Annotated in this window: 21 protein-coding genes and 7 pseudogenes; 15 read left to right on the top strand and 13 right to left on the bottom strand. The window is 70.1% G+C overall.

Features of this window, described 5'->3' with window-relative positions:
* The first annotated feature begins 165 nt into the window (after positions 1-165).
* Entirely contained in the window at positions 166-516 is a 351-nt protein-coding gene (locus tag ACZ561_RS05145) for a hypothetical protein (RefSeq protein WP_470989843.1), read from the top strand.
* A 437-nt stretch (positions 517-953) separates the two neighbouring features.
* Here ACZ561_RS05145 and ACZ561_RS05140 read toward each other — a convergent pair whose 3' ends face one another.
* The 4 genes from ACZ561_RS05140 to ACZ561_RS05125 are packed head-to-tail and all read right to left on the bottom strand — an operon-like array spanning position 954 to position 3,834.
* Positions 954-1,154 carry a hypothetical protein gene (locus ACZ561_RS05140; protein ID WP_470989841.1) on the bottom strand — a complete coding sequence of 67 codons (201 nt, stop codon included), beginning with the start codon at positions 1,152-1,154 and terminating at the stop codon, positions 954-956.
* 27 nt (positions 1,155-1,181) lie between these two features.
* A complete protein-coding gene (locus tag ACZ561_RS05135; RefSeq protein WP_470989839.1) occupies positions 1,182-2,516 on the bottom strand; it encodes a radical SAM protein in 1,335 nt (444 codons plus the stop codon).
* Positions 2,517-2,553: 37 nt separating this feature from the next.
* The gene (locus tag ACZ561_RS05130; protein ID WP_470989836.1) at positions 2,554-3,309 is read right to left on the bottom strand and encodes a class I SAM-dependent methyltransferase; all 756 of its coding nucleotides are present in this window, start codon (positions 3,307-3,309) and stop codon (positions 2,554-2,556) included.
* A 39-nt stretch (positions 3,310-3,348) separates the two neighbouring features.
* A complete protein-coding gene (locus tag ACZ561_RS05125; RefSeq protein WP_470989834.1) occupies positions 3,349-3,834 on the bottom strand; it encodes a MarR family winged helix-turn-helix transcriptional regulator in 486 nt (161 codons plus the stop codon).
* Between the two features lie 219 nt (positions 3,835-4,053).
* Here ACZ561_RS05125 and ACZ561_RS05120 point away from each other — a divergent pair, with 219 nt between their 5' ends.
* The 5 genes from ACZ561_RS05120 to ACZ561_RS05100 all read left to right on the top strand — a co-directional run bounded on the left by ACZ561_RS05120 (position 4,054) and on the right by ACZ561_RS05100 (position 7,651).
* Positions 4,054-4,359 (top strand): VOC family protein, encoded by a 306-nt coding sequence (locus ACZ561_RS05120; RefSeq protein ID WP_470989832.1) that lies wholly within the window; start codon positions 4,054-4,056, stop codon positions 4,357-4,359.
* Between the two features lie 176 nt (positions 4,360-4,535).
* Entirely contained in the window at positions 4,536-5,873 is a 1,338-nt protein-coding gene (locus tag ACZ561_RS05115) for an alpha/beta fold hydrolase (protein WP_470989830.1), read from the top strand.
* The gene (locus ACZ561_RS05110) at positions 5,870-6,388 is read left to right on the top strand and encodes an RNA polymerase sigma factor (protein ID WP_470989828.1); all 519 of its coding nucleotides are present in this window, start codon (positions 5,870-5,872) and stop codon (positions 6,386-6,388) included. Before ACZ561_RS05115 ends, ACZ561_RS05110 begins: the two co-directional genes overlap by 4 nt.
* Entirely contained in the window at positions 6,385-6,846 is a 462-nt protein-coding gene (locus ACZ561_RS05105) for a hypothetical protein (protein WP_470989826.1), read from the top strand. Before ACZ561_RS05110 ends, ACZ561_RS05105 begins: the two co-directional genes overlap by 4 nt.
* A 370-nt stretch (positions 6,847-7,216) precedes the next feature.
* On the top strand, positions 7,217-7,651 hold the full coding sequence (locus tag ACZ561_RS05100) for a VOC family protein (protein WP_470989824.1): 435 nt from the start codon (positions 7,217-7,219) through the stop codon (positions 7,649-7,651).
* Between the two features lie 75 nt (positions 7,652-7,726).
* Here ACZ561_RS05100 and ACZ561_RS05095 read toward each other — a convergent pair.
* A pseudogene (locus ACZ561_RS05095) lies at positions 7,727-7,884 on the bottom strand (IS5/IS1182 family transposase); the annotation flags it as partial.
* A gap of 736 nt (positions 7,885-8,620) precedes the next feature.
* Between ACZ561_RS05095 and ACZ561_RS05090 the strand changes: the two are divergent.
* Entirely contained in the window at positions 8,621-9,265 is a 645-nt protein-coding gene (locus tag ACZ561_RS05090; protein WP_470989821.1) for a dihydrofolate reductase family protein, read from the top strand.
* Between the two features lie 276 nt (positions 9,266-9,541).
* Here ACZ561_RS05090 and ACZ561_RS05085 read toward each other — a convergent pair whose 3' ends face one another.
* A complete protein-coding gene (locus ACZ561_RS05085; RefSeq protein ID WP_470989819.1) occupies positions 9,542-10,021 on the bottom strand; it encodes a hypothetical protein in 480 nt (159 codons plus the stop codon).
* 18 nt (positions 10,022-10,039) lie between these two features.
* Here ACZ561_RS05085 and ACZ561_RS05080 point away from each other — a divergent pair.
* Both ACZ561_RS05080 and ACZ561_RS05075 read left to right on the top strand, forming a co-directional pair.
* Positions 10,040-10,201, top strand: a pseudogene (locus tag ACZ561_RS05080) (IS5 family transposase); the annotation flags it as partial.
* Positions 10,202-10,220: 19 nt separating this feature from the next.
* A pseudogene (locus ACZ561_RS05075) lies at positions 10,221-10,319 on the top strand (IS21-like element helper ATPase IstB); the annotation flags it as partial.
* A 51-nt stretch (positions 10,320-10,370) separates the two neighbouring features.
* Here the strand turns inward: ACZ561_RS05075 and ACZ561_RS05070 are convergent.
* Complete coding sequence (locus ACZ561_RS05070) at positions 10,371-10,922, bottom strand: 2'-5' RNA ligase family protein (RefSeq protein WP_470989817.1); 552 nt, start codon at positions 10,920-10,922, stop codon at positions 10,371-10,373.
* Between the two features lie 200 nt (positions 10,923-11,122).
* On the opposite strand from ACZ561_RS05070, the pseudogene ACZ561_RS05065 reads away from it, so the two are divergent.
* Together ACZ561_RS05065 and ACZ561_RS05060 are read left to right on the top strand one after the other, a co-directional pair.
* Positions 11,123-11,239: pseudogene (locus ACZ561_RS05065) on the top strand (IS5/IS1182 family transposase); the annotation flags it as partial.
* A 211-nt stretch (positions 11,240-11,450) separates the two neighbouring features.
* Positions 11,451-11,619 (top strand): annotated as a pseudogene (locus ACZ561_RS05060) (transposase); the annotation flags it as partial.
* A gap of 50 nt (positions 11,620-11,669) precedes the next feature.
* On the opposite strand, the gene ACZ561_RS05055 reads toward ACZ561_RS05060, so the two are convergent.
* Complete coding sequence (locus ACZ561_RS05055) at positions 11,670-12,533, bottom strand: alpha/beta hydrolase (RefSeq protein ID WP_470989814.1); 864 nt, start codon at positions 12,531-12,533, stop codon at positions 11,670-11,672.
* A gap of 700 nt (positions 12,534-13,233) precedes the next feature.
* Here ACZ561_RS05055 and ACZ561_RS05050 point away from each other — a divergent pair.
* Positions 13,234-15,144, top strand: coding sequence for a hypothetical protein (locus ACZ561_RS05050; RefSeq protein ID WP_470989811.1), 1,911 nt, complete (start codon positions 13,234-13,236; stop codon positions 15,142-15,144).
* A gap of 284 nt (positions 15,145-15,428) precedes the next feature.
* Here ACZ561_RS05050 and ACZ561_RS05045 read toward each other — a convergent pair whose 3' ends face one another.
* Entirely contained in the window at positions 15,429-16,073 is a 645-nt protein-coding gene (locus ACZ561_RS05045) for a GAP family protein (protein ID WP_470990081.1), read from the bottom strand.
* 489 nt (positions 16,074-16,562) lie between these two features.
* Between ACZ561_RS05045 and ACZ561_RS05040 the strand changes: the two genes are divergently transcribed.
* Positions 16,563-17,393 carry a hypothetical protein gene (locus tag ACZ561_RS05040; protein WP_470989808.1) on the top strand — a complete coding sequence of 277 codons (831 nt, stop codon included), beginning with the start codon at positions 16,563-16,565 and terminating at the stop codon, positions 17,391-17,393.
* Between the two features lie 119 nt (positions 17,394-17,512).
* On the opposite strand, the pseudogene ACZ561_RS05035 reads toward ACZ561_RS05040, so the two are convergent.
* From ACZ561_RS05035 to ACZ561_RS05020, 4 genes and pseudogenes are all read right to left on the bottom strand, one after another.
* Positions 17,513-18,021, bottom strand: a pseudogene (locus ACZ561_RS05035) (transposase family protein); the annotation flags it as partial.
* Positions 17,975-18,430: a hypothetical protein gene (locus ACZ561_RS05030; protein WP_470989805.1), complete on the bottom strand. Its 456-nt coding sequence runs from the start codon at positions 18,428-18,430 to the stop codon at positions 17,975-17,977. The gene ACZ561_RS05030 and the pseudogene ACZ561_RS05035, both read right to left, overlap by 47 nt.
* A 592-nt stretch (positions 18,431-19,022) precedes the next feature.
* Positions 19,023-19,841 carry an isocitrate lyase/PEP mutase family protein gene (locus ACZ561_RS05025; RefSeq protein WP_470989802.1) on the bottom strand — a complete coding sequence of 273 codons (819 nt, stop codon included), beginning with the start codon at positions 19,839-19,841 and terminating at the stop codon, positions 19,023-19,025.
* Positions 19,842-20,278: 437 nt separating this feature from the next.
* Positions 20,279-21,193, bottom strand: a complete 915-nt coding sequence (locus tag ACZ561_RS05020; RefSeq protein ID WP_470989799.1) for an oxygenase MpaB family protein — start codon at positions 21,191-21,193, stop codon at positions 20,279-20,281.
* 249 nt (positions 21,194-21,442) lie between these two features.
* Between ACZ561_RS05020 and ACZ561_RS05015 the strand changes: the two are divergent.
* Both ACZ561_RS05015 and ACZ561_RS05010 read left to right on the top strand, forming a co-directional pair.
* Positions 21,443-22,357: pseudogene (locus ACZ561_RS05015) on the top strand (Rieske (2Fe-2S) protein); the annotation flags it as partial.
* Entirely contained in the window at positions 22,346-22,939 is a 594-nt protein-coding gene (locus ACZ561_RS05010; RefSeq protein WP_470990078.1) for a hemerythrin domain-containing protein, read from the top strand. The pseudogene ACZ561_RS05015 and the gene ACZ561_RS05010, both read left to right, overlap by 12 nt.
* Positions 22,940-22,985 lie beyond the last annotated feature (46 nt).

The following is a 22,985-nucleotide window of genomic DNA, read 5'->3' as shown; positions in this document are numbered from 1 at the left end:
CCGACCGGGCCTGCCGGCCCCACAGGTGCAACCGGCACGACCGGGCCTGCCGGTCCCACGGTCAATGTCGGCGCGAGCATCTTCTCCACGACCAGACAGACCTTCCCGGCCCTCGGCCCTGCTACTGCGGTCACCTTCGATGGCGCCGTCTACGACACGGACTCCATGTTCGATCCGACGACCTCGACCTTGGTGGTCAGGACCCCCGGACGGTACCTCCTCAAGGGGAGGATCCTGTGGGAATTCAGCAACCTGGCCGCCGGTGGGAGCCGCCAGTTGTGGATCACCGTCAACGGCACCGATGCCGCCTACGACCTCTCGGACACCGCGGACTTGGCGAGCGGCCGCGAGAACTCGCAGGAAGTGTCCACGATCCTGCCGCTGAACGTCGGCGACAGGATCGGGCTCAAGGCCGCTCAGGCAACCGGCCCCACGGGCATCGGTGCCTCGATTCCGGCCTTCAACACAACGCATCGGCTGGCACCGCAGCTGCAAGCGGAGCGGCTCGCACCGTAGAAGGCTTTCAAGGGTTGCCGACCATGGTCGGCAACCCTTGAAAGCGCCACCTGAACCTCAGCGTGAATGCCTCGACGAACCGTCTGAGGACTGTCCTGTAAACGATCTTCAGTGGGTTAGACCGGTCCAGGCTGCAGCCCGTCGGGGCTGCTCGTGTGCTGTGCTGCTTCAGGCTTGCGCGGGGCAGTCGGGGTGGCTGGTGTAACGGCCAGGGGCCCCGGGCGTGACCGGCCACGATGCGCCGCATGACTTCGATGTCACGCACGATGCGGGCTGGGTCGTGCAGGGCAATCGTGGGGTGGAAATCGGGGAGATCCACCCGATACGACAAGACCGCAAGCATCTCCTTCGCCGCCCCCCACCTCGCAGGCATCGTCATCTGGTCGGCGAGATGACCGAAGGGGGCGGCCCGGTCATCTGCTTGGAGGTGGGGGCGCCTACCAGTGGTGCCAGACCTCTGCGGGGGCGATGTCCCAGGAGGTGCCCGCGATCGCCCCGGTGTTGAAGAACAGGGCCCAGGTCACCACAGTGTCGCCGGCTCGCTGTGCGCCCAGCTCCATCTCGAAGCCGTTTACAGACAGGTCGCCTCTGGGGCCGCATCGGAGTTCGGTGTCATGCTTGATCGCGTACGCTTCCATGTCCTCGGAAAGCGGAAGCGGGCGGTGTCAGGACGACGGATCCTCGAGTCCCTCCAGGCTGTCCATGAACGAGCTGACGGAGAACACCGCGCGCCCGGGACCGGCCGGGCCGTAACCAGGCGGGGAGCTCAGCTCGAACTCCTCCAGCGTCGCCCGGTAGGTCTCCAGCAGGCGGATGTGGTATTCGAGCGGTGCACCCAGGGGGTTGGCCCTGCCCAGCGGGGTCGTCGGCTCGGGACACCAGGTGGTGAAGCGCGGTACGACGCCGTGCGACATGAAGAACCGCAGACCCTCAGCGGTCGACTCGATCGCCTCGCTCACCTTGGAGAAGCCGAACGGCTCGGCCATCTCGATACCCGCCACGAAGTTGGGGATCACGTTGCGGGGCCCGAACACCTCGGTCGAGTCCAGGATCCTGCGGTGCCACTCGTCGCGGCCCACGTAGCGTTCCTTTCCTGGGCAGTGCAGCTGGAACAGCCGGCGGTCCCACACCTCGAAGTTGGGGTGGTAGATCCGGATGCCGTAGTCGTGGAAACGCTGCACGGCGTCGCGGGGCAGCGCCTGGGCGACCACCTTGCCGGTCCAGCGGCCGGGGAACCGCTCCTCGATGGCCTTCGCGTAGTGGCCGTAGAAATCGGCCTCGTCGCGGCCGCCGACCTGCGAGGTGATCGATCCGCCCGTGAGGGTGTACGCCTGAGAGGTCCCCGCCGTGTCGTACCGATCGATGATCTCCAGGGCCTCCAGCACCTCCTCCACTGGTTTCACACCGGTGTACGGGCGGCCCGCCGCCTTGTGCTGGCGCCAGTTGTGGTTGATGTCGCAGAACTGGCACTCCTCCTTGGCGCCGAAGTACTGGCACACCCGAAAGACCGTCAGATAGATGAGGTAGCCCCACTGGATCGTCGGGGCGACCTCCATCACCGACTTGCCGTTCGACAGCTCGTGTCGGTAATACTCCGGCATCGGAGGCAGGCCCACGTCCGCGATCCGCACACTGTCCAGGTACAGACCGAGCGCACCGTCCTCGCCGCTCCGCACGGTGTACGGGGAGTCGGGGTTTACCCGGACGGACACGACGGTGCGGCGCAGTTCGTAGGGGCCGCCGGTGAGCACGATCTCCTCGGGCGGGCGGTTCAGCGCGGCGGCGCCGAGCTCCGGCAGGGTCCGGTGGTCGAAGGAGAAGATGAAGTACGACTTCGGCTTCACGTCACCGGAAGCCCCGTCGGCCGTACCGCTGAGCGCGGACTCGTCGAAGGCGATGCCGCCGCGCAGTAGGTCCTCCTTGATCACGGCTTCCCGCGGGACGTGGGGGAAGCGCCCCATCAGGTCCTCCAGCAGCGCGGTACGGCTCGGGCTCTCCATGTGCTCTCCTCATGAGACGGTGGGCGGGTTGTTCTGTTCACGGTCGGCGGGCGTGCAGCACGTGCATGCCCCGGGGGCCCGCGGCGTCGTGGGCGATCTCCAGCCCCACGGCACGGCATCGGGCGGAGAGCCACTCCGCGCCGATGCGCAGCTTGGGGTAACTGCTCGCCCGCATCGACCACTGGCCGTCCGTGCGGGTGTGGAGCAGGTCGTGTACCACGACGGTCTCCTCGTCGCGGTACTCGAGGAAGCAGGTCAGCAGGTGGTTCTCGTCGCTTCGCACGGGAAGGAAGCGGTCGGTTCCCTGGAGCGGCCGGGTGAGGTCTCGGTATGTGATGACCAGGTGGCCGCCGGGCGCGAGGGCTTCCCGGGCGTCGCCCAGCAGCGCCACCACGTCGGACGCGGCGGGGAGATGGGGGAGCGTGTCTCCCATGCAGACGACGACGCCCGCCGTCCCCGGGGCGGTGACGTGCGGCAGCGCCGTGCGGATGTCGGCGAGGACCGGCCTGACCGGTGACCGATCGCCGGCGTGGCGGGCGAGTTCGTCGAGGAGTTTCCGGCTCGTGTCGACGGCCGCGACGGACCGGAAGCCGAGGTCGGCCAGCGCCAGGGACTGGGCGCCGGACCCGCAGCCGAGGTCGACGGCCACGGCGTCGTCGAACTCGGCGGGCGAGACGCCGAGACCACGGAGCAGCGCGGACTGCTCCTCGGCCAGCGCGACGATGTCGCCGCCGAGCATCCAGGTGTACCGGTCTGCGAGGAGGTCTTCGTAGTGCTCGGTCGCTGTTGCCATGCGAACTCCCTGGGTGGAGGGGAAATGGTGGTCGGAGCGTCAGCACGCCGCTTCGTCGGCCTCCGCGGTCCGGACCCAGTCGGCGAGATCGGCGAGATGGACGTTGGCCCGGGCTGCGTCGAGTTCGGTGCCGAGCGCAGACCGATAGGTGAAGGTGGCCGCCGTGTACCGCCGGCGGCCCGCCTCGGTGATGGCGGCGGTCACGGCGCGCCCGTCGCCGGTCCAGGAGGTCCGCTCGGCCAGCCCCTGCGCCTCAAGGCGGGCGATCAGCCGGGTCACCGAGCTGTCCTTCATCCCGATGCGGTCGGCCAGTTCACCCATCCGCAGCGCGCCGCCGCTCTCGGGCCGGCTCAGCGCGCACATGGCCCGGTACTCGGACAGCGGCAGGGCGTGCCGCCGGCGCAGCGCTTCGTCGAGCCGGCGCTCCATCCGGCCCAGCAATCGCACCGCCATGCACCAGCGTTCGTCCTCGGCGTCGGTGGCGGGCGCGGAGTCCGGCACCGTGTGCTCCTGGGGCGCATCCATAGAGGACAAGCTATCTGCTTGCACAAGCAAGGACTTGACCAGGTGGATTTCGGCGTGGCGCCCTTGGGCCCTTCTGACCGTCATGCATCGCTCCGTGGCACGACGGGGCTCGGCAGCAGCGTCAGATCACCCACGGACTTCACCGCACCGTCCGCACACAGCACCGCGGCCAACAGCTCGCACGACTCGGCGGGCCGAGCGGTCAGACACTCGTAGAACGTGCCTCGGATTCCTCATGAGCTCGATCAGGTTCTCCAGCGAGCAGCCGAGGCGGTCGAGGCGGTCGACTTCTCGCGGCCCCCTACTACGACGCGGTGCCGCCGGTCCCCCTCGGAGATCCCCGGCGCCGAGGGCTACGCCGAAATCAAGGTCAACGACCGTGCGGTGGCGGAGGTGATGGGACTGGACGAGCACCCGGAGCGGACGCCACCGCACTGGATGGCGTACTTCACCGTGGAGGACGTGGACAGCGTGCAGGCGGTCGCGGTGCGGGCCGGCGGCTCGGTGTCGGGCCCCGGCCATTGACATCCCGTCGAGCGGATGGCGCTCGCGGACCCGCAGGGCGGGACCTTCCCCGTCATCAAACCGACGTACGAACCCCAGCAGCCCGACCCGATGTGACCAGGGCCACAGGGAACGTTCTCCCTGTGCGCCTCCTCCTCGGGGTGTCGGTCCTTCCACCAACACCCTGGGGGTCACTCGTGGTTGACATCAGCAGACAACGGGCCGGGCGGGCGCTGGCCGCCCTGTTCGCCGTCGACGGCCTCGCCCACCTGTACTGGGCCACCGGCCTGACCTGGCCCGCGCACGACGAACGGGCGCTGTCCCTCGCCGTCCTCGGCGGGGTCGTGTCCTTCGCGCCGCGCGTGGTGCTACCGCTGGCCCTGCTCGGGCTGACCACCGCCGCCCTCCTGTTCGCCCGCGGCAACGGGAGAGGCGGGTGGTTCGCCGCCGCCGCGGCCTGGACGGTCACCGCCGGGCTGCTCGCACGCGGACTGCTCGGCCTGGTGTGGGCGTTCGGCGTCGGCGACGGGGCCGGGCCCGCCTTCCACTGGCTGAACCTGGTGCTCTACACCCCACTCTGCCTGGGCTTCGGCTGGGTGGCAGCGACCCGCCTGCTCGGCCCGCTGCCCCGGAAGCTCCTCGCGCTGCCCCTCGCCGTTGTGGCGCTGCTCGCGGGCACGGCGTACGCCTACCAGCCGGCTGAGCAGCGCGGTTACGCCGCCCCGGCGGACTCGCGGTGGGTGGAGACGCCGGTGGCCCGCTTCCACTACGTGCAGCAGGGGTCCGGCGGCTCGCCCGTCGTGCTGCTCTCCCCCGGCGCCTCCTGGACGTTCGCGTGGCGCGAGCAGATCGCCGCCCTGTCCCGTACCCACACGGTGTACGTGGTCGACCTGCCCGGGCAGGGCTTCACGGAGCTACGCGACCGCTCCCTGACCTGGAACCTGGACGGCATGACCAAGGCCATCGGCAGCTTCCTGGACGCCACCGGCATCCAGCGGGCCGCGCTCGCCGGGAACTCGTGGAGCGGCGGCTGGGCCCTGGCCTACGCCCAGCGGCACCCGGAGCGGGTGTCCCGGCTGGTCCTGCTCGCCTCCTCCGGGCTGCACGAGCGGGACCCTGCGCTCTGGGAGGCCCTCAAACTGCCCGTCGCCGGCGAGCTGCTGACCGGACTCGGGGCGGGCCGCGGGGCCACCGAATCGGCCGTACGCGGGCTGTTCGTGAACCAGGACCGGGTCACCGAGGAGGTCGTGGACGCGGCCTGGGCGCCAGGCACGCTCGACACCAACCGGCGCGCCATATACCGGCTGGAGCGCGGCCTGGACTGGCGGGAGACGCAGGCGGCGCTTCCGTCCACCCGGCAGCCGGTTCTCGTCCTCTGGGGCCGCCAGGACTCCGTCCTCCCTTCCTGGCAGGCGGACCGATTCGGCCGGCTGCTCCCGGACGCACGGGTGTCGGTGCTCGACGGGTGCGGGCACGCGCTCACCCTGGACTGCCCGGATCGGGTGAACGCGGCCATGGAAGAGTTCCTGAAGTGACTGAAGCGACCAGTGACAGGCGGGACAAGGGGGTGGCGCTGGCCCGGGCGGCCCGGGCCGGCGACACCCTCGCGCTGCACGAACTCCTTGACCACCTCAACCCGTACATCGCCCGCATCTGCACCCCCATCGCCCTTGCCGACGGCCCGGACGCCACCCAGGAGGCCCTGCTGGCCGTGTTCCGGTCACTGCGGTCGCTGAAGGACCCGCAAGCGCTCTACGGGTGGGTGCGGGCCATCGCGGTCCGGGAGGCCGTCCGGATCGCCCAGCGGGCCGCGCGGGCCCGGCCGGCCGAATTGGCCGATGTACCGGAGCGCGGGGATCCGCAGCTGGCCGCCGACATCGACGACGTCCTCGCCCGGCTCTCCCCCGAACACCGGGCCGTACTCGTCCTGCGGGACGTGGAGGGACTGGACGAGGAGGCCGCGGCGGCGGCCCTCCGTATCCCGCCCGGCACAGCCAAGTCCCGGCTGCACCGGGCCCGGATGAGCTTCAGAAAGGCATGGTCCGCATGACGCACGATCTAGACCCGATCCAGCGGCTGCACGTAATGGCGGCCGGGGTGCGCGGCGCCCGCGTCGCCGAGCATGTCCTCCCCGCGCCCTTCGAGGAGGCGTGGCAAGCCATGTCCGCCCTGGACTTCCTCCCCGACCTGGAGCGGATCCGGATCCTCCACGCCGACGGCGACCGGCTGGAGGCGCTGGCCTATAGCAAGTACGGGTTCCGCGCGCACCTGCGAGGTTACCGGCGGCCCGGCTGGTGCTGGCTGCAGAGCCGGTTCCTGATCGCAGGCATGGCGGCCGCACCGACCCCGGACGGCGCCGCCACCCGGATCGCCCTGACCGGCGGCGTCCGCATCCCCACCCGCGCGGCGGTGGTCCCCTTCGGCACCCTGCGGGAACTGGACCACGCGGCCCGCCGCCTGGGCGCGCGGCTCAGCCGCCCGGGTCCAACCGGCCGAGGCGAGAGGTGACTTCGAGTGGGCTACGCCGCGCGGGATGCGTCGTTCTCTCGGGCTGTCCTGTTTGATCACCTGATGCCCAAGGTGGCCAAGGGCCTGGCGGGATTGCGGGCGTGCACGGCTCGGGTGGGTGCGCATCCGGGGTCCTCACTCGGGATGAGTCGTCTCCGTAGGTGCGACCCCGGGTCGGCAGCTGCCGTCGGGAAACGCGGCGAGGGCCGCGGTCTGGTCCGGAACGGCGGGCAACCCCATGGAGGCATCGACGTCGGTTCACCCCCTGCGACCGCACGACGAGGCAGCGGCTAGCAGGGGCCAACCTCCCGACAACATGCGGATCCACACCGATGAATGAGCAAGAGAGTCCCCCTGTTATGGTGCGCCGATGTCATCGATCAAGCAGTTCCAAGTCACCTTTGACTGCGCAGAACCTGAGCGCCTTGCTCGCTTCTGGTGCGAGGTGTTGGGGTACGCCGTATCGCCGGTGCCGAAGGGGTTTGACACGTGGGACGACTACCATCGCTCGCTGCCGCCTGAGCATCAGGTGCAATGGTTCTCCTGCATTGATCCCTCAGGCGTGGGCCCGCGGCTGCTCTTCCAGCGCGTTCCCGAAGGCAAGGTCGTCAAGAATCGGGTGCATCTCTGCGTGCGGGCCGGCACCGGGCTCGTGGGTGAGGAGCGCCTCGCCACGCTCCAGGCCGAGTGCACACGACTGGTCGCGCTCGGCGCGGTACACGTGCAAACGCTGCTTGCCGATGGCACCAACGAGTCGTGCATCGTGATGCAGGACATCGAGGGCAACGAGTTCTGTCTCGACTGAGCATCCTCCGAGCCGGCGAGGTGGGGAGCCGTCTTCCTCGGGCCTCGCTTGAAGGCGGTCGAGTGTGGGCGGGAGTTATCCCGTGAGGGCAAGGTTGTGCAGTCGGGGCTTGCCGAAATCGCGGTGTGAATGCCGTCGCCCTTCAGACGGCGGTCGCGAAGGATCTCCCAGTTCTTCATCCGCGCGAAGACCCGCTCGACGCGGGCGCGGACCTCGCGGTGGGAGGTGTTGTGTGCCGGCCCTGGGCCGGCCCAGGGACATGGCATCCGCGAGATTGCCCGAGAACTGCACATGGGCGGCAACACCGTCCGCCGCAACGCACAAGCTGCAGTCCCCGAGGAATCACTCAGCGGGCGTCACCGGCCCAGGCCCAGCCGGCGCGACCCTGCAATCCCCACCTGGACATACGCTGGGCAGCAGGATTCGCCAACGCGATCCATCTCCACCCCGAGCTCCAGAAGTTCGGCCACCGCGGCAGGAGCCAGACGATCAGCGACTACCAGCGATCGAGACGCCGCCGGCGTAGGTGTTGTTGCCTCGGCTCCACCGGGCGTCCGACAGATTACCGGCTGGATGATGCGCCACCCCGATCACCTGGGCGACGAAGAACGCCGGAGGTTCGCCACCGTCCACGCCCAGTGCCTCGAACGCACCGCCTCCACAGGCACGCCCGCACGTTCGCCGAGATTCTCACAACACGCTCTGGCCAGCACCTCAAAGACTGGGTCGCCGCGAGCCGCGCCGAGCATCTGCCCGGACTCCACACGTTCGCCAGCGGCTTGGAGAAGGACTGGGACGCCGTCGTCCAATGCCTGACCACCTCCCTCACCACAGCAGCCTTCCCAAACCGCGCAAACCTCACAGATCAGAATATTGGGTAGCCGAGTTTCTGACCGCTCACGGACGCAGCGATGAGTTTTCCCGGCCCGGCAAGTCTCACCACCGTTGTCGACAACACAGGAGGAGCACGTGGCTCAGCTACTGAGAGTCCAGAACTTCAACGTCTCGAGTGACGGAATCGGTGCCGGTGAGGACCAGACCCTTGAGAGGCCGTTCGGTCATGTCGAACCCGAGAGGCTGTTCGCCTGGGCCGGTGCCACGGCGAGCTGGCCCATGCGCACCGCCCCCGGGGGGAGCCGGGGCCTGGACGACTACCTCACACGGGACTACGCACGCAACATCGGCGCCGAGATCATGGGCCGCAACAAGTTCGGTCCCCAGCGCGGGCCCTGGCACAACCACGAGTGGCAGGGCTGGTGGGGTGACGAGCCCCCGTTCCGCACCCCGGTATTCGTCATGACCCACCACAAGCGTCCTTCGCTCACGCTTTCCGACACCACGTTCCACTTCGTCGACGGCGACCCTGCCACGATCCTCAAGCAGGCCCGGAAGGCGGCGCAGGGCAAGGACGTCCGACTCGGCGGCGGGGCTACCACCATCCGGCAGTTCCTCGACGCCGACCTCGTCGACACCATGCACGTGGCGGTCTCGCCGGTGAAGCTCGGGTCCGGAGTACGACTCTGGGAGTCACCCGATGAGCTGCTCGACCGGTTCCACCTGGAGGTCGTGCCCAGCCCGAGCGGGGTGACGCACCACCTGTTCTGGCGAAAGTGACCAGACCTCAGGGCCGGCCCCGGGCAGCTGCTTTGCCTCCCGGGGCTACGCCGTGATGGCGCCGGCGTCCAGGACAGTTGGCGCGTCCATTGACCGGATCAACGCGAAGTCCGGCCGCCGCCTCGCCCGGCCCGCCGGCACCAACCGGCAAGCCCGCTCACTCAGCGGAGGCCGTCGATTCCCCTTTATGTTGGTAGAACCCGGAAGGGCCTATGTCGGCCGGCCTGGATGGTGACGCGAGCACCGCTGACGAGCCTTGTCGACATCTGGCCTTCGTCACTTCTCCCGATACGTCTCGTCGGCCACGAGCACCGAGGTGAAGTAGATCGGCAGGCCGTTCTCGTCCCGCGATACCTCCTGGGAGGTGTCCCGGGTGAAGGCCAGGGTGACGCCGGGGATGTACGGGGCCCGCGGGTCGTCGTTGTTGTCGTGCCGGCCCTTCCGAGCGGCGTGGGCGAGGATCTCGACGGCAGGGGTGCGGAAGACGTCGAGGCCGTCCAGCAGGATCTGGACGTCGGGGTCTTCGTCCTCATCGGGTCCCCAGACGGTGACGGCGGTGACCCGGTGGTCGCGTTCGAGGGCCGCCTGGAAGGCGATGCCGTCGTACTCGGTGGATACCAGGTCGAAGTCGCGTACCGCGTCGGCCGGGTACACCTGCGGCGCGCCCCAGGCCGACACCGCGGCGACCGCTTCGTCGAGCGTCATTCCCAGCCGGACGGGAGCCACGCCGCGCGGCGGATCGAGGACGAGCTGCATGAGGGGCCTTACTGGTGCTGGCTCATGCGCCACCGCCGCCTCGCCCGCGACTACGAGACTCTCCCCGCCTGCTCCGAGGCCCTGCTCCACATTGCCATGACCGACCTCATGGCCCGCCGCCTCACCGGCGAGAACACCATCTGCTGGCGCGATGACCTGTCAGGTGCCGTACACGGGTGACGGGCCCGCGCATGCCTCCAGGGCGGCGGCGGCCATTGTCGACCGGCTCACCGTCGACGGCACCATCATCGAGACCGGCACCGACTCCCACCGACTTGTCAGCACCCGAGCACGCTGAAGCCTGCTGACCGGAGCCCATGCTGGTCCACTCTCCCAAGTCGCCCAAGCCTCATGACCTGCCGAATTCTCCGAGTGCGAACGACGCTCGTTCTTGCCACTTCACACCGTCGTGCACGATGAGTTCAACCGACGTGACGCGAGACGTGAACGGGAGCCTGCCTGCGAGGTCGGCCTCGATCTCCTCCAGGACGGCGCCTTCCTGGCCTTGAGCGATGGTCAGGTGCGGCACGATCTCGGCAAACCGGCCGCCATACGGCGGAGCCTCAGGCCAACGATCAGCGATCGCCTCCGTGAGCTTCCGCAACTGCGTGTCAGGCTCGGGAACGAGATACAGCACCTCCGGGAGCCGTCCACACCTCTCGAACTGCAGGTCGAAGGCCTGGTGGCCGCCCAGCACGTCCGCGAGAGCGGAGTGGACGAGCGCATCGATGCGGCTCTCGTCGAGGAACGGGAAGAGCACGGTGACGTGGGCTGGAACCTCGGCCTGGGCCGAGGGGTCGAGCCTTTCACGCCACCCGCGGACGGCCGGCTCCGCCTCGGGGATCCGGACGATGAGCCCCGTCTGGCCCGCCTGAAACGTACCGGTGTTGTCATCTGCCATGACACCGCATGGTGTCACCTCTGCCGCCGACAGTACGGCTCCTTTTTCGCTGAACGATCACGCCGATCTGCAAGGCAGGCCGACGAGCGGGACGACCAAGACGCTGTCGCCCTTTCCCGTGACCATCCAGAGTGTGACCGGCGTGCAGGCCCAGCACACGGCCGCCAAAAGGGGCTCGAGGAAAGTGGGCACGCATGCTCCGCGTCGGGCTGACCAGCAAGATCCACCTGGCCTGCGACGGGCGAGGCCGGCCGTTGGCCTTCCTCGTCACCACCGTCAGAGCGAGCGACGCGCGCTGCGTCCCTCGTCGTGCCCGCGGGGCGTCACCGGCCGAGGCGTGGCCGGGTGAGTCCGGCTCCGCGTCCGCTTCGCGGCGCGGCGGGTCGCCGCCGCGCCCGAAGCCTGCATGTCCTTGATCAGCCGTGGTCGCCCCCTGCTACGGCCTGCGGGCGCAGGCGTTACGGCCCTGCTGGCAGTGGCGCATTCAGCAGCCCAAGCACTTTCGGGCCAATGCAGTGCTGCTCCTTGGCGCTTTGCGGCACCGTCCGGTCGAGGCGTGTTCCGGAAAGACCCAGCGGCGCAGGCTGAATCGCGGCGATGACCGCACGCCAAGACTGCCCTCTATCGCATCGTCCTCAGCCGTCTGCGATGGGGCGGCCGATCCCGGGACTACCTGCGGCGACGTCTGGCCGAGGGCCTGCGAGGGAGTGTGCCCCGCACCCCGGTCGCCCGGGGTGCGGGGGCGTCTCAGACGAGGCTCATCAGGAGCTCCGCGAAGACCCGCGGCCGGCTGAAGTAGCCGACGTGCGAGGCCGCGAGGGTGCGCACGTCGAAGGGATGGTGCGGGGTCAGCTCGTCCGCCGTGCGGATCATGTGGTCCTGGACCGCCAGGGGAAGGCTTCGGTCGGCGGAGAGCCGGACGTACGTGTGCGGCACCTGCCCCCACGCGTCGGCCCGGACCACCGCACCCGGCTCCATCGCCGAGTAGGTCTCGTCCGGGTCAAGGGAGTCGAGCAGCAGCCGGAACTGGTGGTCCGTCGAGTCGGCCATGACGGCGGCCTTCAACGCGGCGAACAGATCCGGATCGGCGTGGGCGGCCCGCCAGTTCAGCCGGACCACGCCCGGATCGGGTACGCCCGGCACGGCGATCCGGGCCACTGCGGCGTCCAGCAGGTTGTCGTCGACCACGTCCCACGCCTCGGTGAGCATGGCCGGATCGCTGAGGCAGAGCGCGGAGAGGTAGACCACCCGGTCGAGCAGCTCCGGTGCGGCGTTGGCGACGGCGCTGATCGTCAGACCACCCAGGCTGTTGCCGACCAGGACGATCGGCCCCGACGCGGCGAGCCGCCGCAGAGTGTCCAGCACGTGGCACACGTTGTCCTTCAACGTGACACCGCGGAGCGCGGAAGGCGCGGCGGCGAGCGCCGTGACGTCCTGGGGTTGCCGGTAGTAGGCGGCAGGGGTATCGGAGAGGTCGCCGTGACCGGGCAGGTCGACGGCGTGCGAACGGTACCCGAGCAAGGCCAGCTCGTTCTGCAACGGGCCCCAGGCCCGGGCGTTGCTGGAGCCGCCGTGAACCAGTACGAAAGTGGGGCGCAAGTCTGCGCGCATGGTAAAGATCCTCGTCATCCTGAGGTGAACGGTGGACGTGGGACCCGGTGTCGGCGACGGCCGACACCACGGTCAGCGCGTCGACCGGGTGCGCAGGGCCTGCCAGTTGTGGATGACGGAACACATGCGGACGACCGTAGCAGTCGCCTCCGCACCGCGCACGGCCGTTTCACGTCTCGCCAGCCCGCAGCCTTGACGTTCTTCAGGAGGGTCACCGCCGGCAACTGCAACGACTGCACCCAGGCCGAGACCGTCATCTGTCTCATCCGCGTCGCCGGGCCGGGCCGGGGGGGAGGTCCCAGCCCCGGCCCCGGTCCGAGCACGCCGTCGCGGTCGCGGACGCGGTCAAGGGCTACTCGGCGCCACCTTCGTGACCCGCACGAAGAACACCACTGGCCAGTAGGTGTCCGGGCCCCTCCCGCTCCGAAGCAAGGCCGGCCGACGGATCGCCGGCGTCCCATCGTGGGTACGACGCATCGGGCGGGGGTCGCGGTAGCCTCCGCCCGACGGTTGACCATGCCGCTCCGCGTGAAGGTGGCGAGAGTCCGGCCCAACTCGGCGAACAGGCTTGACGCCCTCAAAACGAAGACCCGGGCGGGGCCGAACGACATCGCAGCCCATGACGTGTACGCGGGTGAGGACCAGTTGCGCCTGGGCGGAGAGCCTTGTCCCACCGCAAGTCGGCGGGGATCATGACCGAGTGCAACACCGAGAGAAACTCCACGAACTACTCCCATGCGCCGGACTCACGGTCGTCGAGGACATGCGCCCGGGCAGCCTGTTCCCGCCAGAGGCCGGCTGGCGGATCGCGCGGGGAATCGCAGCGCCGGACGGCGCGGTCCGCGAAGCACTCGACGCCGCGTGGTGGCGCCGCCTTGCAGGTGCCACCGGCGAGTTCCTGGTGGCCGTTCTCGGATATCGGATCGGCGGCAACGACTCCTGGTGGACCCGGGTCAGCTACGCCGGCGACGGCGTGCCGGGGCTGACCGGCGGCCCGGGGTTCGTGGCGCTCTCCCTCGACGGGCAGGTGCTGCTGGCGGAGGTGCCCGGCGCGGACGGGCCTCGGGTGACGGCCCTCGACCGACTGCCGGAGCGGCTGGAGGAGGCCGCCGCGGCCGCCGGGCGCGAGACGGAGGTCGAGCGCGCCGAGGTGTGGGCGGCGGTGCCCGGCCGGCCGGCATGGCCTTTGCACTGGGCGGAGGGGATCGGGTCCAATCCGGCCGCGCCGGACGAGCTGCTGATCCGGCTGCTGGATGTGGAGGTGGGCTTCCTGCACGGCTGCGACCGGTCCACCGTACTCGACGCCGCCGTGGCGCATCCCGATCCGCAGGTGCGCTCAAGGCCCGCGGACACCTTCCGGCCCAAGCTCACGTCCGATCAGTGGGTACGCCTGGTCCGCGCCGAACCGTCGCCGAGCCGGCGCGTGCTCTGGGCCGAGCATGCCTGCGCCTGGGGCGTCGCACTCCCCGGGGACCTGTACGACGACCTCCTCGCCGGCCCGTCCCGCGCTCAGGCGGCCGAACTCCCGGGGCTCCCCGCACACCACCTCCCCCACCTCGCGGCCGACGCCGATCCCCGGGTGCGGGCGACTGCCTCCGCCCGGTGGGGAGACCTCGCCGCGCCGCTGCGGGCTCGGCTGTTGGCCGACACCGACGACGCAGTGCGTACGGTGGCGCTGCTCGCCCACCACACCGGGGTCCCCATGCCGCGCGAGGTCTTTGCCGCGCTGCCCCAGCCCCGGCGCGCTCTCGAACAGTGCTGTCTCTCGCCCGAGCTGGAGGCGGAGCTGGTCCGGGACGGGGACGCGGAGGTACGTCGAGCGCTGGCCGCCAACCTGCAGCTCAGTGCAGAAAGCGTCGCCGTCCTGGCGGAGGACCCGTACGACGACATCCGCTCGGTGGTGGCACTGCGACCCGACCTCGACGAGGAGCAGCGTGCCGCGGTGCGCTACGTTTTCGACCCGACGTCGAGGTCGCACACTCTGCCCTGGGTCGAGGGTCTGCACGGTGACGCCGATGCGATGCGCCGCCTCGCAGTATCGTCCCACCCGCTCATCCGCCGAAGCGTGGCCCGTGCCCGGCATCTTCCACCGGACGTCGTGGAGGATCTGGCGCGGGACGAGGACCGGACGGTCCGTCTGTTCCTCGCCGAATCGTGCGATGACGCGCCGGCCGAGATGCTGCTGGAGGTCTGGCGCTGGTGGGACGGCAGCTTCACTCACCCCGACCGCCCCCGCAGCCACCCCAACTTCCCCCGTGCGGGCCTGCTGCGCTACGCCGGCGACCCGAGTGGGCGGATGCGACGCTTGGCCCTGGACGATCCGCAGTCCACGCCTGCCGACGTCGCGCGTCTCGCCCGCGACCCGGAAGCCGAGGTACGCCGCCGCGCGGCCGAGGACACCCGGCTGTCACCGGCCGACGCGGTGCGGCTGCTCAACGACCCAGCCGCCCACGTCCGCGAGACCGCGATGCGCAATCCACGGCTGCCGGCCCGCGTCCTCGCCGGGCTGCTGCACGACCGCGACACGGCATGCGCGGCGGTCACCAATCCGGCGATCCCGGTCCCCGTCCTGCACCGCATCCTGGCCGCGGCCGCAGCAGCCCGGCGCTGAACACCGCCACCCCGCAGGGCGGCAGTGGCGGTCTGACCCTGAACTCTGCTCGGCTACAGGGCGGGCGTGTAGCGGGCAACGGTGGTCCCGCAAGCCTCGGCAGCGGTCGACTTCGGCCTGGTCGGCGGTGAGGCCCCAGCGGCCCGCCCTCATCGGAAACTGGACCCCGTCGCCACGGCAACGCACCAGCTGAGCCCTGCAGGCCTTGGTTCCGTCCGGAAGGGTTTCTCGTCGATCACCATCGCGCCGGATGAGGGCGATGATCGCCACTCGGGCTGCCTGCGTCAGGCAACCAGCTCGTAGATGCTCCTGGCCGTCAGCCACACGCCGATCAACAGGGAGAGCGTGACCACCAGCTGCTCCTGGTGCTGCTCCAGCCAGCTCCGCAGCGCGTTCAAGCGGGCGTTCGCGACCGCGGGCGCCCAGACCGCGTACATCTCCATGACGATGAGGCTGAGTGTGGCCAGCAGGCAGTAGCCGGCCAGTACGAGCCAGTCGGTGAGGGTGGAGAGGTCCGCGTCGACGGCGGTCGCGGCGCCGGCGCCCACCAGTCCCCAGGGCTGCAACAGCCATGCCAGACCGGCTGCCGTGACCGGGGATGCGTTGTCGATCCGGGCGGTCCAGCGTGGCGGGCCGTGCGGGCGGGGCGGCCGACGGTGCCGATACGCGCCGTAGAGCACCAGAGCCAGGCCGATGGCGAGTTTCGCGGCGATCGCGCCGGTCGAGGGCGCGCTGTGACGGGCCGGGGGCTGACCGCCGGTCAGCAGCACCACGAGGGCGATCACCGTGATCAGGTTGGCCAGCCACGACAGCAGGAACGCCAGACCCTGACGAACGCCACGCCGCGAGGAGAGCAGCAGGATGAAGGCGCTGTTGTGCAAAGGCCCCAGGGTGATGGCGGTACCGATCAGCACCAGGTCGAGGACCATTGGGGTCAGTCGCTCCTGGGTGTCAGGGCCGCTCGCCACCTGTGAACGAGGGACGGGCCGGCAGAGGGAGGCGGCGCTGCTGCGGTGCCACATCCCGACTCTGCAGGCGGCGGCCCGGCCGGTCAAGCCGGCCGCGCCCGCGAAACCTTGCCGGTCCGAGCAACGGAAGGGTAGGTAGACCGATCACCGCGGTCCGTGTTCCGACGGCAGATTCCGCCATCGAACACCGATCCGCACCCGCCACGGATCCCATCGACCAGCCTCCACCGATCAACCGGCAGTCTCCCCAGCACGGCGAAACCGCAGCAACAGCTCCAGCACGGACCACTGTTCGTCCGAATGACCCGCTCGGCCCCATAGCGAGATCAGCACGACGCGAAGCCGTTTTGTCCCGCCCACGACTACGAGGCCCACCGTCCGCGCCGCTGGCCACCGCCGGGCTGGGCTGGGTGCTGCTGGTGGAGGCCCTCCACCCTTACCATCACGCACATGTCGATCACTTCTCACATACCCGTTCTCCACGCCGGCGGTGAAACCGTCGTGCTCGTGGAGAACGATGCGCTGATCGTGCGCCGTCCGCACGAGCAGATGCACATCCCGCTGAAGGCCATCAGCCGTGTACTCACCGAGGGGCAGTCCGTCACGATCGAGCTGACCGCCGCGCCGACCACGGACAAGACGCACGTTCACCGGGTCTGGGACGTGGTGGACGACGACGCCGTCGCCTTCGCCGACGCCGTGAACGCGGCCCTGCCGGAGCGGACCGGGGAAACGGAGGCGATCGACGGCGCGGACCTCGTCTCGGGCGAGCGCCTGTACCAGCCGAGCTACCGGAACTGGCTTCGCGGAATGAAGCGCGGCGCGCTCGTCGCGACCCTGGTGGCCATCGGCTCGTGCGTGCTCGTGGGCTTCGTGGGAAGTCCGGCCGCCATGATCATCATCATCCCGTGCAGCTTCTTCGGGATACTGATCCTCACGTTCGGCGCGTTCCTCGCCTACCCACCGGTCGAGGAGTGGTACCTGCGCAAGCACGGCGTCCGGACGGCCGCCATCCGGCTCCAGAACGAGCCCGGCCGATACGCGTACACGGATCCGGGCGGCGTGGTCCGCACCGTGCGGCACTCCATCCCGACCTGGAGCATCGAGGCGGCATACGACCCACGCGACCCCGGCCGCGTACTTCCGCTGCAGTCACGGGGCCGGCGGATCCGGAACGCCATCCTGGTTGCCTTCACCCTCGGCATCGGCCTCCTCTTCGCCGGCGGCGCCATCGCGGCGGTGGTCGGCGCCTTCCTCGGCAAGTTCGACAGCCTGCCCTAAGACGCGCCCACATGAGGCGCATCGACCTCTGTCATGTCTTCATGCGGCCACGGGCCAGTCAGCCCGTGGCCGCTGCCAGGGACCTCACACGTCCGGGTGGGTGGTCTTATCTGATCGTTGGAGAGTTCGAACAGGCACTGATGGAGATCGGCGCGTCGTCCGTATCGGATGCGGAGCCGATTGAACTGGTACAGACCGGCGAGGGCGCGCTCGACCACCCAGCGCGCCTTGCCCAGCCCGGAACCGTGGGCGAAAGCAGCGTCGCGCGATCAGCGGCTTGCTACCGCACTTCCACAGCAGGCGGCGGTAGTTGTCGAATAGCCTCGGTTCGCGTGCAGACGCCGGAGCTCCAGGTCCAACAAGGCGGCGCGGCGCAGCTCGGCCAGCAGGGCGGCGTGCAGGCGTGACCGGACGCCGGCCTCGGTCCAGTCCCGCAGCCGGGCGCCAGGCCGTCACACCGGAGCCACGGCCCTGCAGGGAACTCGCGTCACGCGACACCAGTCCGCAGTACGTACATGGCGCCGCCGACCGCGGACCGCATCGGCCCGCAACAGCGGCCTGATTCGGCCCACGTCGGATCGTCAGGACGCCTCCTGGGCCAACAGAAGTGTGCGGATCCGGTCGGCGGACGCGGCCTGGGACACGCGGACGGTCAGCCAGGAGCCGTCCACACAACGAATGTCCACACGCCGCCGCATCCGTCGCGGCCAGGGGGTGTCCCGCACACCCGCGTGCGCGCAGGAGACTGCCTCCGACGCCTCCTGCCACGAGGCCCGTACGGCCATCCGGCCGTCTGCCACGACGAGTAGACAGTCTGCCTCCTCCGCGCGTAGCGCGTCCCTCACCCAGTACGCCGTATGCACCGCGAGGACGAGGCGTCCCGCATCACTCCCCCACCCGCCCTGCATGCTCGGCCCGGCCCACAACCGCACCAGAAGCCGCGAAGCTTTCCGTACGGGCTCGAACAGCGCGGAGAACGCCGCGATGGGGTCTTCGGGCAGAGAGACGAGGAACCGGATGAGGAAGAGCGATCTCAAGGACCCCCACCTCTCCCGACGCGACCGCGGCGGCAAGCGCCGCACACCTGGCCGTCGCCCGTACCGCGGCAACCCCACCCCGAACTCCATGCCTCACACCTCCGTCTGAGCCCCCGGGGAACACTAAGCTGCCAGGCGCTCGTGAAGTCATCGGGGGCTCACACATGGCACTGTGGCTGTCGTCCCGGCAGCGGCAGGTGGCTCCGCCACCGCCTCGAACCCGCCGGCGAAGCGCCCCGAGTCAGCGAGGGCAAGTCCGATGCCGATTCTCGTCGACGCGGGACAGGGCGCGCCGACCGCGTCGCCCGACTTTCGCTCGAGGCCCGGACCCGCGAACGACCCCCTCAGTAGGCAAGCACGGAGTGATCGGCGGTCCACGATGCTTGGATCCCGAGTACAGGAGCCATCTCGCTCTGGGTGTCGCACAGCGCACCCGGGCCGGCGTGGTCACGTGCGACTCCGGCAGCATCCTGGCTGCGTGCGCGAGAACGGAGAGCGTTTGCAGCCCGATGCGGAGAGCACTGCCTCGTCTCGGGTTCAGCACGTGTCGGCGACTACTGGAAGCGCCGTTTCGGTGTGTCGAGCCTCGCGGTCAGCGCGGGTCGATGAACAGGTCGTTGAGCTCGGGAAAGGTGATGGCGTCGGCGAGCGGGTGGTAGTCACCTGTGTCGTACAGCTGCTGCGCGGCGTGGCGGGTGGCGGTGTAGGCGGTCTGGGCGATGCCCGAGCCGAGGCTGACGCGGGCGACGCCGAGGGCGCCCAGCGCGGCGACGTCCGGTGCCCCTGGGCCGGCCATGATGTTCAGCGGTACGGAGATGCCCGTGGCCAGTTCCCCGATGGTGGCGGGGTCGGTGACGCCCGGGACGAAGATGCCGTCGGCACCGGCGTCCACGTACCCACGTGCCCGCTCCAGGGTGTCCTTCAGCCGGGTGGCGGGGTCGCCGAGGGCGAACAGGTAGGTGTCGATGCGGGCGTTGAGGAAGTGGGGCACGCCCGCTTGTTCCGCCGCGGTCCGGGCCGCCGTCAGCCGTGCCCTGAGTTCGGCAGGAGGGCGGGTGCCGTCCTCGATGTTGACGCCCACGGCACCTGCTTCCAGCACCCGTGTGACGGTCTCGGCGACGCCGGCCGCGTCCTGTCCGTACCCGCCCTCGATGTCGGCGGTGACCGGTACGTCGACTGCCGCGACGATGCGGGCGATCAGTTCCACCACCTGGTCGGGAGAGAGGAATTCCCCGTCCGGATGGCCGAGTGACCAGGCGATCCCGGCGCTGGTGGTGGCGATTGCGGGTGCCCCTGCGGCCTCGATGACACGGGCACTGCCTACGTCCCAGGCGTTGGCGAGCGCGAGGGGCCGCGCGGAGCTGTGGAGAGAGCGGAAGAGCAGGGCTTTGTCCGTGTGCGCTGTGATCATGCGATCAGCCAACCATCGATCCGAGCTTCCTGTCCGGCAGGAATCCGACACGATGGTCGCCCAGTCCTGATCCATGGGGGCCGACAGCTCTGCAACCAGCTTCTGTCATGCGCTGCGCAGCGACCCCTCCGAATCAAGCACCCAAGCGCTCCCAGAACTCGGCAGCATCATTTCCTGCGGAACGGGGCGCCCTCACCGATCAGCAACAAACGTTCGCGGGACTCACCTGCAAAGCCAGTATCCCGAGCTCGTGGCAGGAGGAGGCGCGTGGGCGCGAACGCGGGTGAGCTTGCCCAGCAGTTCCGCGTCCGGGCTCTGGGTGAGGTCGGCGTCAACACTCACACTTCGCCCTCTCGCCGCCCGGCTCGCCGGCGGGGCGGCCACCGCTCCACGCACGGAACGCCTCCCCAGCCCCGCCCTCACCGCGCTCGCCACCGCTACCCGACAGATGTCTTGATCACGCCGCTGCGACCACCGTCGACCGCGTCCGGCGGGGCCGGTGACATCGCCCAGCGGATCCCCGCGGTCGCCAGCCGCCCGCCCACCCGCGCGGCCGCCCTTGCCGGCCGGGTGAGCAAGGGAAGACCCAGCTGCTCGCGCGCCCACGACGGCAGCAGCTCCACCGCACCCCCCGCGAGCAGCGCATACGGCGCCCGGGCCTGCCAGGGAATCGGGGGACTCAACAACAAGAACCGGGCAGTCTCCCGGGCTTCAGGCGTTCCCTCGAGCTCGCCACGGTACGCCTCCAGCCGCCGCGCCAACTCGGAGCGGCTCCGGGGCGGCCGCTCCACGCCCAGCTCCTCCGCGATCCGGGCCATGTCCGCCACATACCCGTCGTAACCCTCGGGATCGAGCGGGGACACCCCATAACACCGGTGCGCCCGCAGGAAACTGTCGACCTCGGCCACATGCACCCAGCCCAGCAGATACGGATCGGCCGCGTGATACGCCCGGCCGTCCGGCGTCGTCCCTCGCACCCGCTCATGGACCGCACGAACGCGCTCCACCGCACACCGCGCGTCATCAGCCGTACCGAACGTCGTGACCGCGAGAAACGTACTGGTCCGCTGCAACCTCCCCCACGGGTCGCCCCGGAACCCCGAATGCGCCAACACGGCCGCCATGGCCAGCGGGTGCAGCGACTGCAGCAGCAGCGCCGACAGACCCCCCGCGAACATCGCCGCGTCACCGTGGACCGTCCGGATCGGACGGTCGGGGCCGAACCACCGAGGCCCCGGCATCTCATGGATGCGGGCACGCGTCCTCTCACCCGAAGGGCCGGCGACACGCCGAAAGAGCTCGCTGCCGAGCCGAACCCTCAGGTCATCCACAGTGGGAGGCAGCCATCCCATGCGGTCAGTATGCCCCCGCCACAGCGGAACTCGCCGGGCACGACCAGCTCCGCTACAGGAAGTCAGCGACCGCGAACAATCCGCTACTGAGCGAAGTCAGCTGTCCTCGGGCACCACCGCGGGGCCGGTCGGGCACCACCGCGGGGCCGGATGGCGGCGAACTCCAACTGATCGAGAAAGTACCCCCGCCGGACCGTTCCGCTCGACGAATGGCCGTTTCCTGCGGGCGCCACGGGTAACACGCCAGTCATGGCCACACACGAAACACGCCGCCACACTCTCGCGCTCGCCCGCGCGGCGCTGCCTTCGAGCAGGGGGCCCGGCCGCGTCTTGTCGGCGATGGAGCGCGTCGAAACCTCCCCTCGGGCCGACTGGGCCGTCGACGCCCTGCAGCGGGCCGTCCGGGGCCTACCGCTCGGCAGCGCCAGGGACGCGCTCCACGGGCGATGGCTCGGACATCCGGTCCACCCGCTCCTGGTGCAGCTCCCCATCGGTGCCTGGCTGTCGGCCGCCGTACTCGACATGCTGCCCGGTGAACGCCGCGCGGCGCGCGTCCTCGTCGGTGCCGGGTTGGTGGGGGCGGTGCCGTCAGCGGTGACGGGCTGGACCGACTGGGCCGAGTTGCGCCGCCCGCAGATGCGCGTGGGGCTCGTCCACGCGGCGGCGAACGTCACCGGCGTCGCCTTCTACGCGGCCTCCTTCGTCGCCCGGTGCCGCGGCCGGCACCAGCGCGGGAGGGCGTGGGCGTTCTGCGGCTTGGCCGCAGTCGGCACCGGTGGGGCGATCGGCGGGCACCTGGCGTACCGACAGGCCGCGGGAGCGAACCACGCCGAGGAGGTCACCGCTCTGGTCGCACCGGGCTGGCACGACCTCGGCGAGGTAGCGGCTCTGCCCGAAGGCCGGCCTCAGCAGGGTCACATCGGTGAGGTTCCCGTCGTGATCGTCCGCGAGACGGGCGGGGAGGTCCACGTCCTGGCCGCGCGGTGCAGCCACATGGGCGGACCGCTCGCCGAGGGCGCGATCGTCGACGGTTGCGTCCGCTGCCCCTGGCACGGCAGCACCTTCCGCCTCTCCGACGGCTGGAACGTGACCGGTCCCGCCACCGCGCCGCAGCCCGCGTTCGACGCCCGCGTCGTCGAGGGTCGCCTCGAAGTGCGTCTCCGTGCCCGCATCCGTACCAACGGCGCGCCGAGCAGGCCGGAGTCCGAGGACGACATCCTCGCGCAGCTGCTCCAGCAGCACGACCGGATTCGGCAGCTCTTCGCCGAGACTCTCGACTCGGACGGCGAGGCGAAGCAGGAGCGCTTCGACGAACTGCGTGGCCTGCTCGCCGTCCATGAGGCCGCCGAAGAGATGATCCTGCGGCCCGTGGCCAAGCGTGTCGCCGGCAAGGACGAGGCGGACGCTCGCAACGAAGAGGAGTCCCGGGCCAACGAGGCACTCGCCGAGCTGGAGGGACTCGACGTGCACAGCGACGAGTTCAACGCCCGCCTCATCGCCTTTCAGCAGGCGGTCGAGAACCACGCACAGCAGGAGGAAAAGGAGGAGTTCCCTGCCATCCGCGCCCGCTGTGACATCGAGGACCGCCGGTCCATGGGACGCCGCCTGCGAATGGTCGAACGCATCGCCCCCACGCACCCCCACCCCACCACCGCCGGTTCGACTGCGGCACAGTGGACGATCGGGCCTTTCGTCGCCCTGATGGACCGCGCGAAGGACGCCTTCCGGAACTCAGGCGGTTCGTGAGGGGAGCCCGCCCGAACCGCCCGTCCCAGGACACGAGCGGACGTGG

The organism is Streptomyces sp. NPDC039609 (assembly GCF_055596705.1).
Note: the sequence above shows the minus strand (reverse complement) of the source record. Positions and strands in the feature narration are given on the sequence as shown.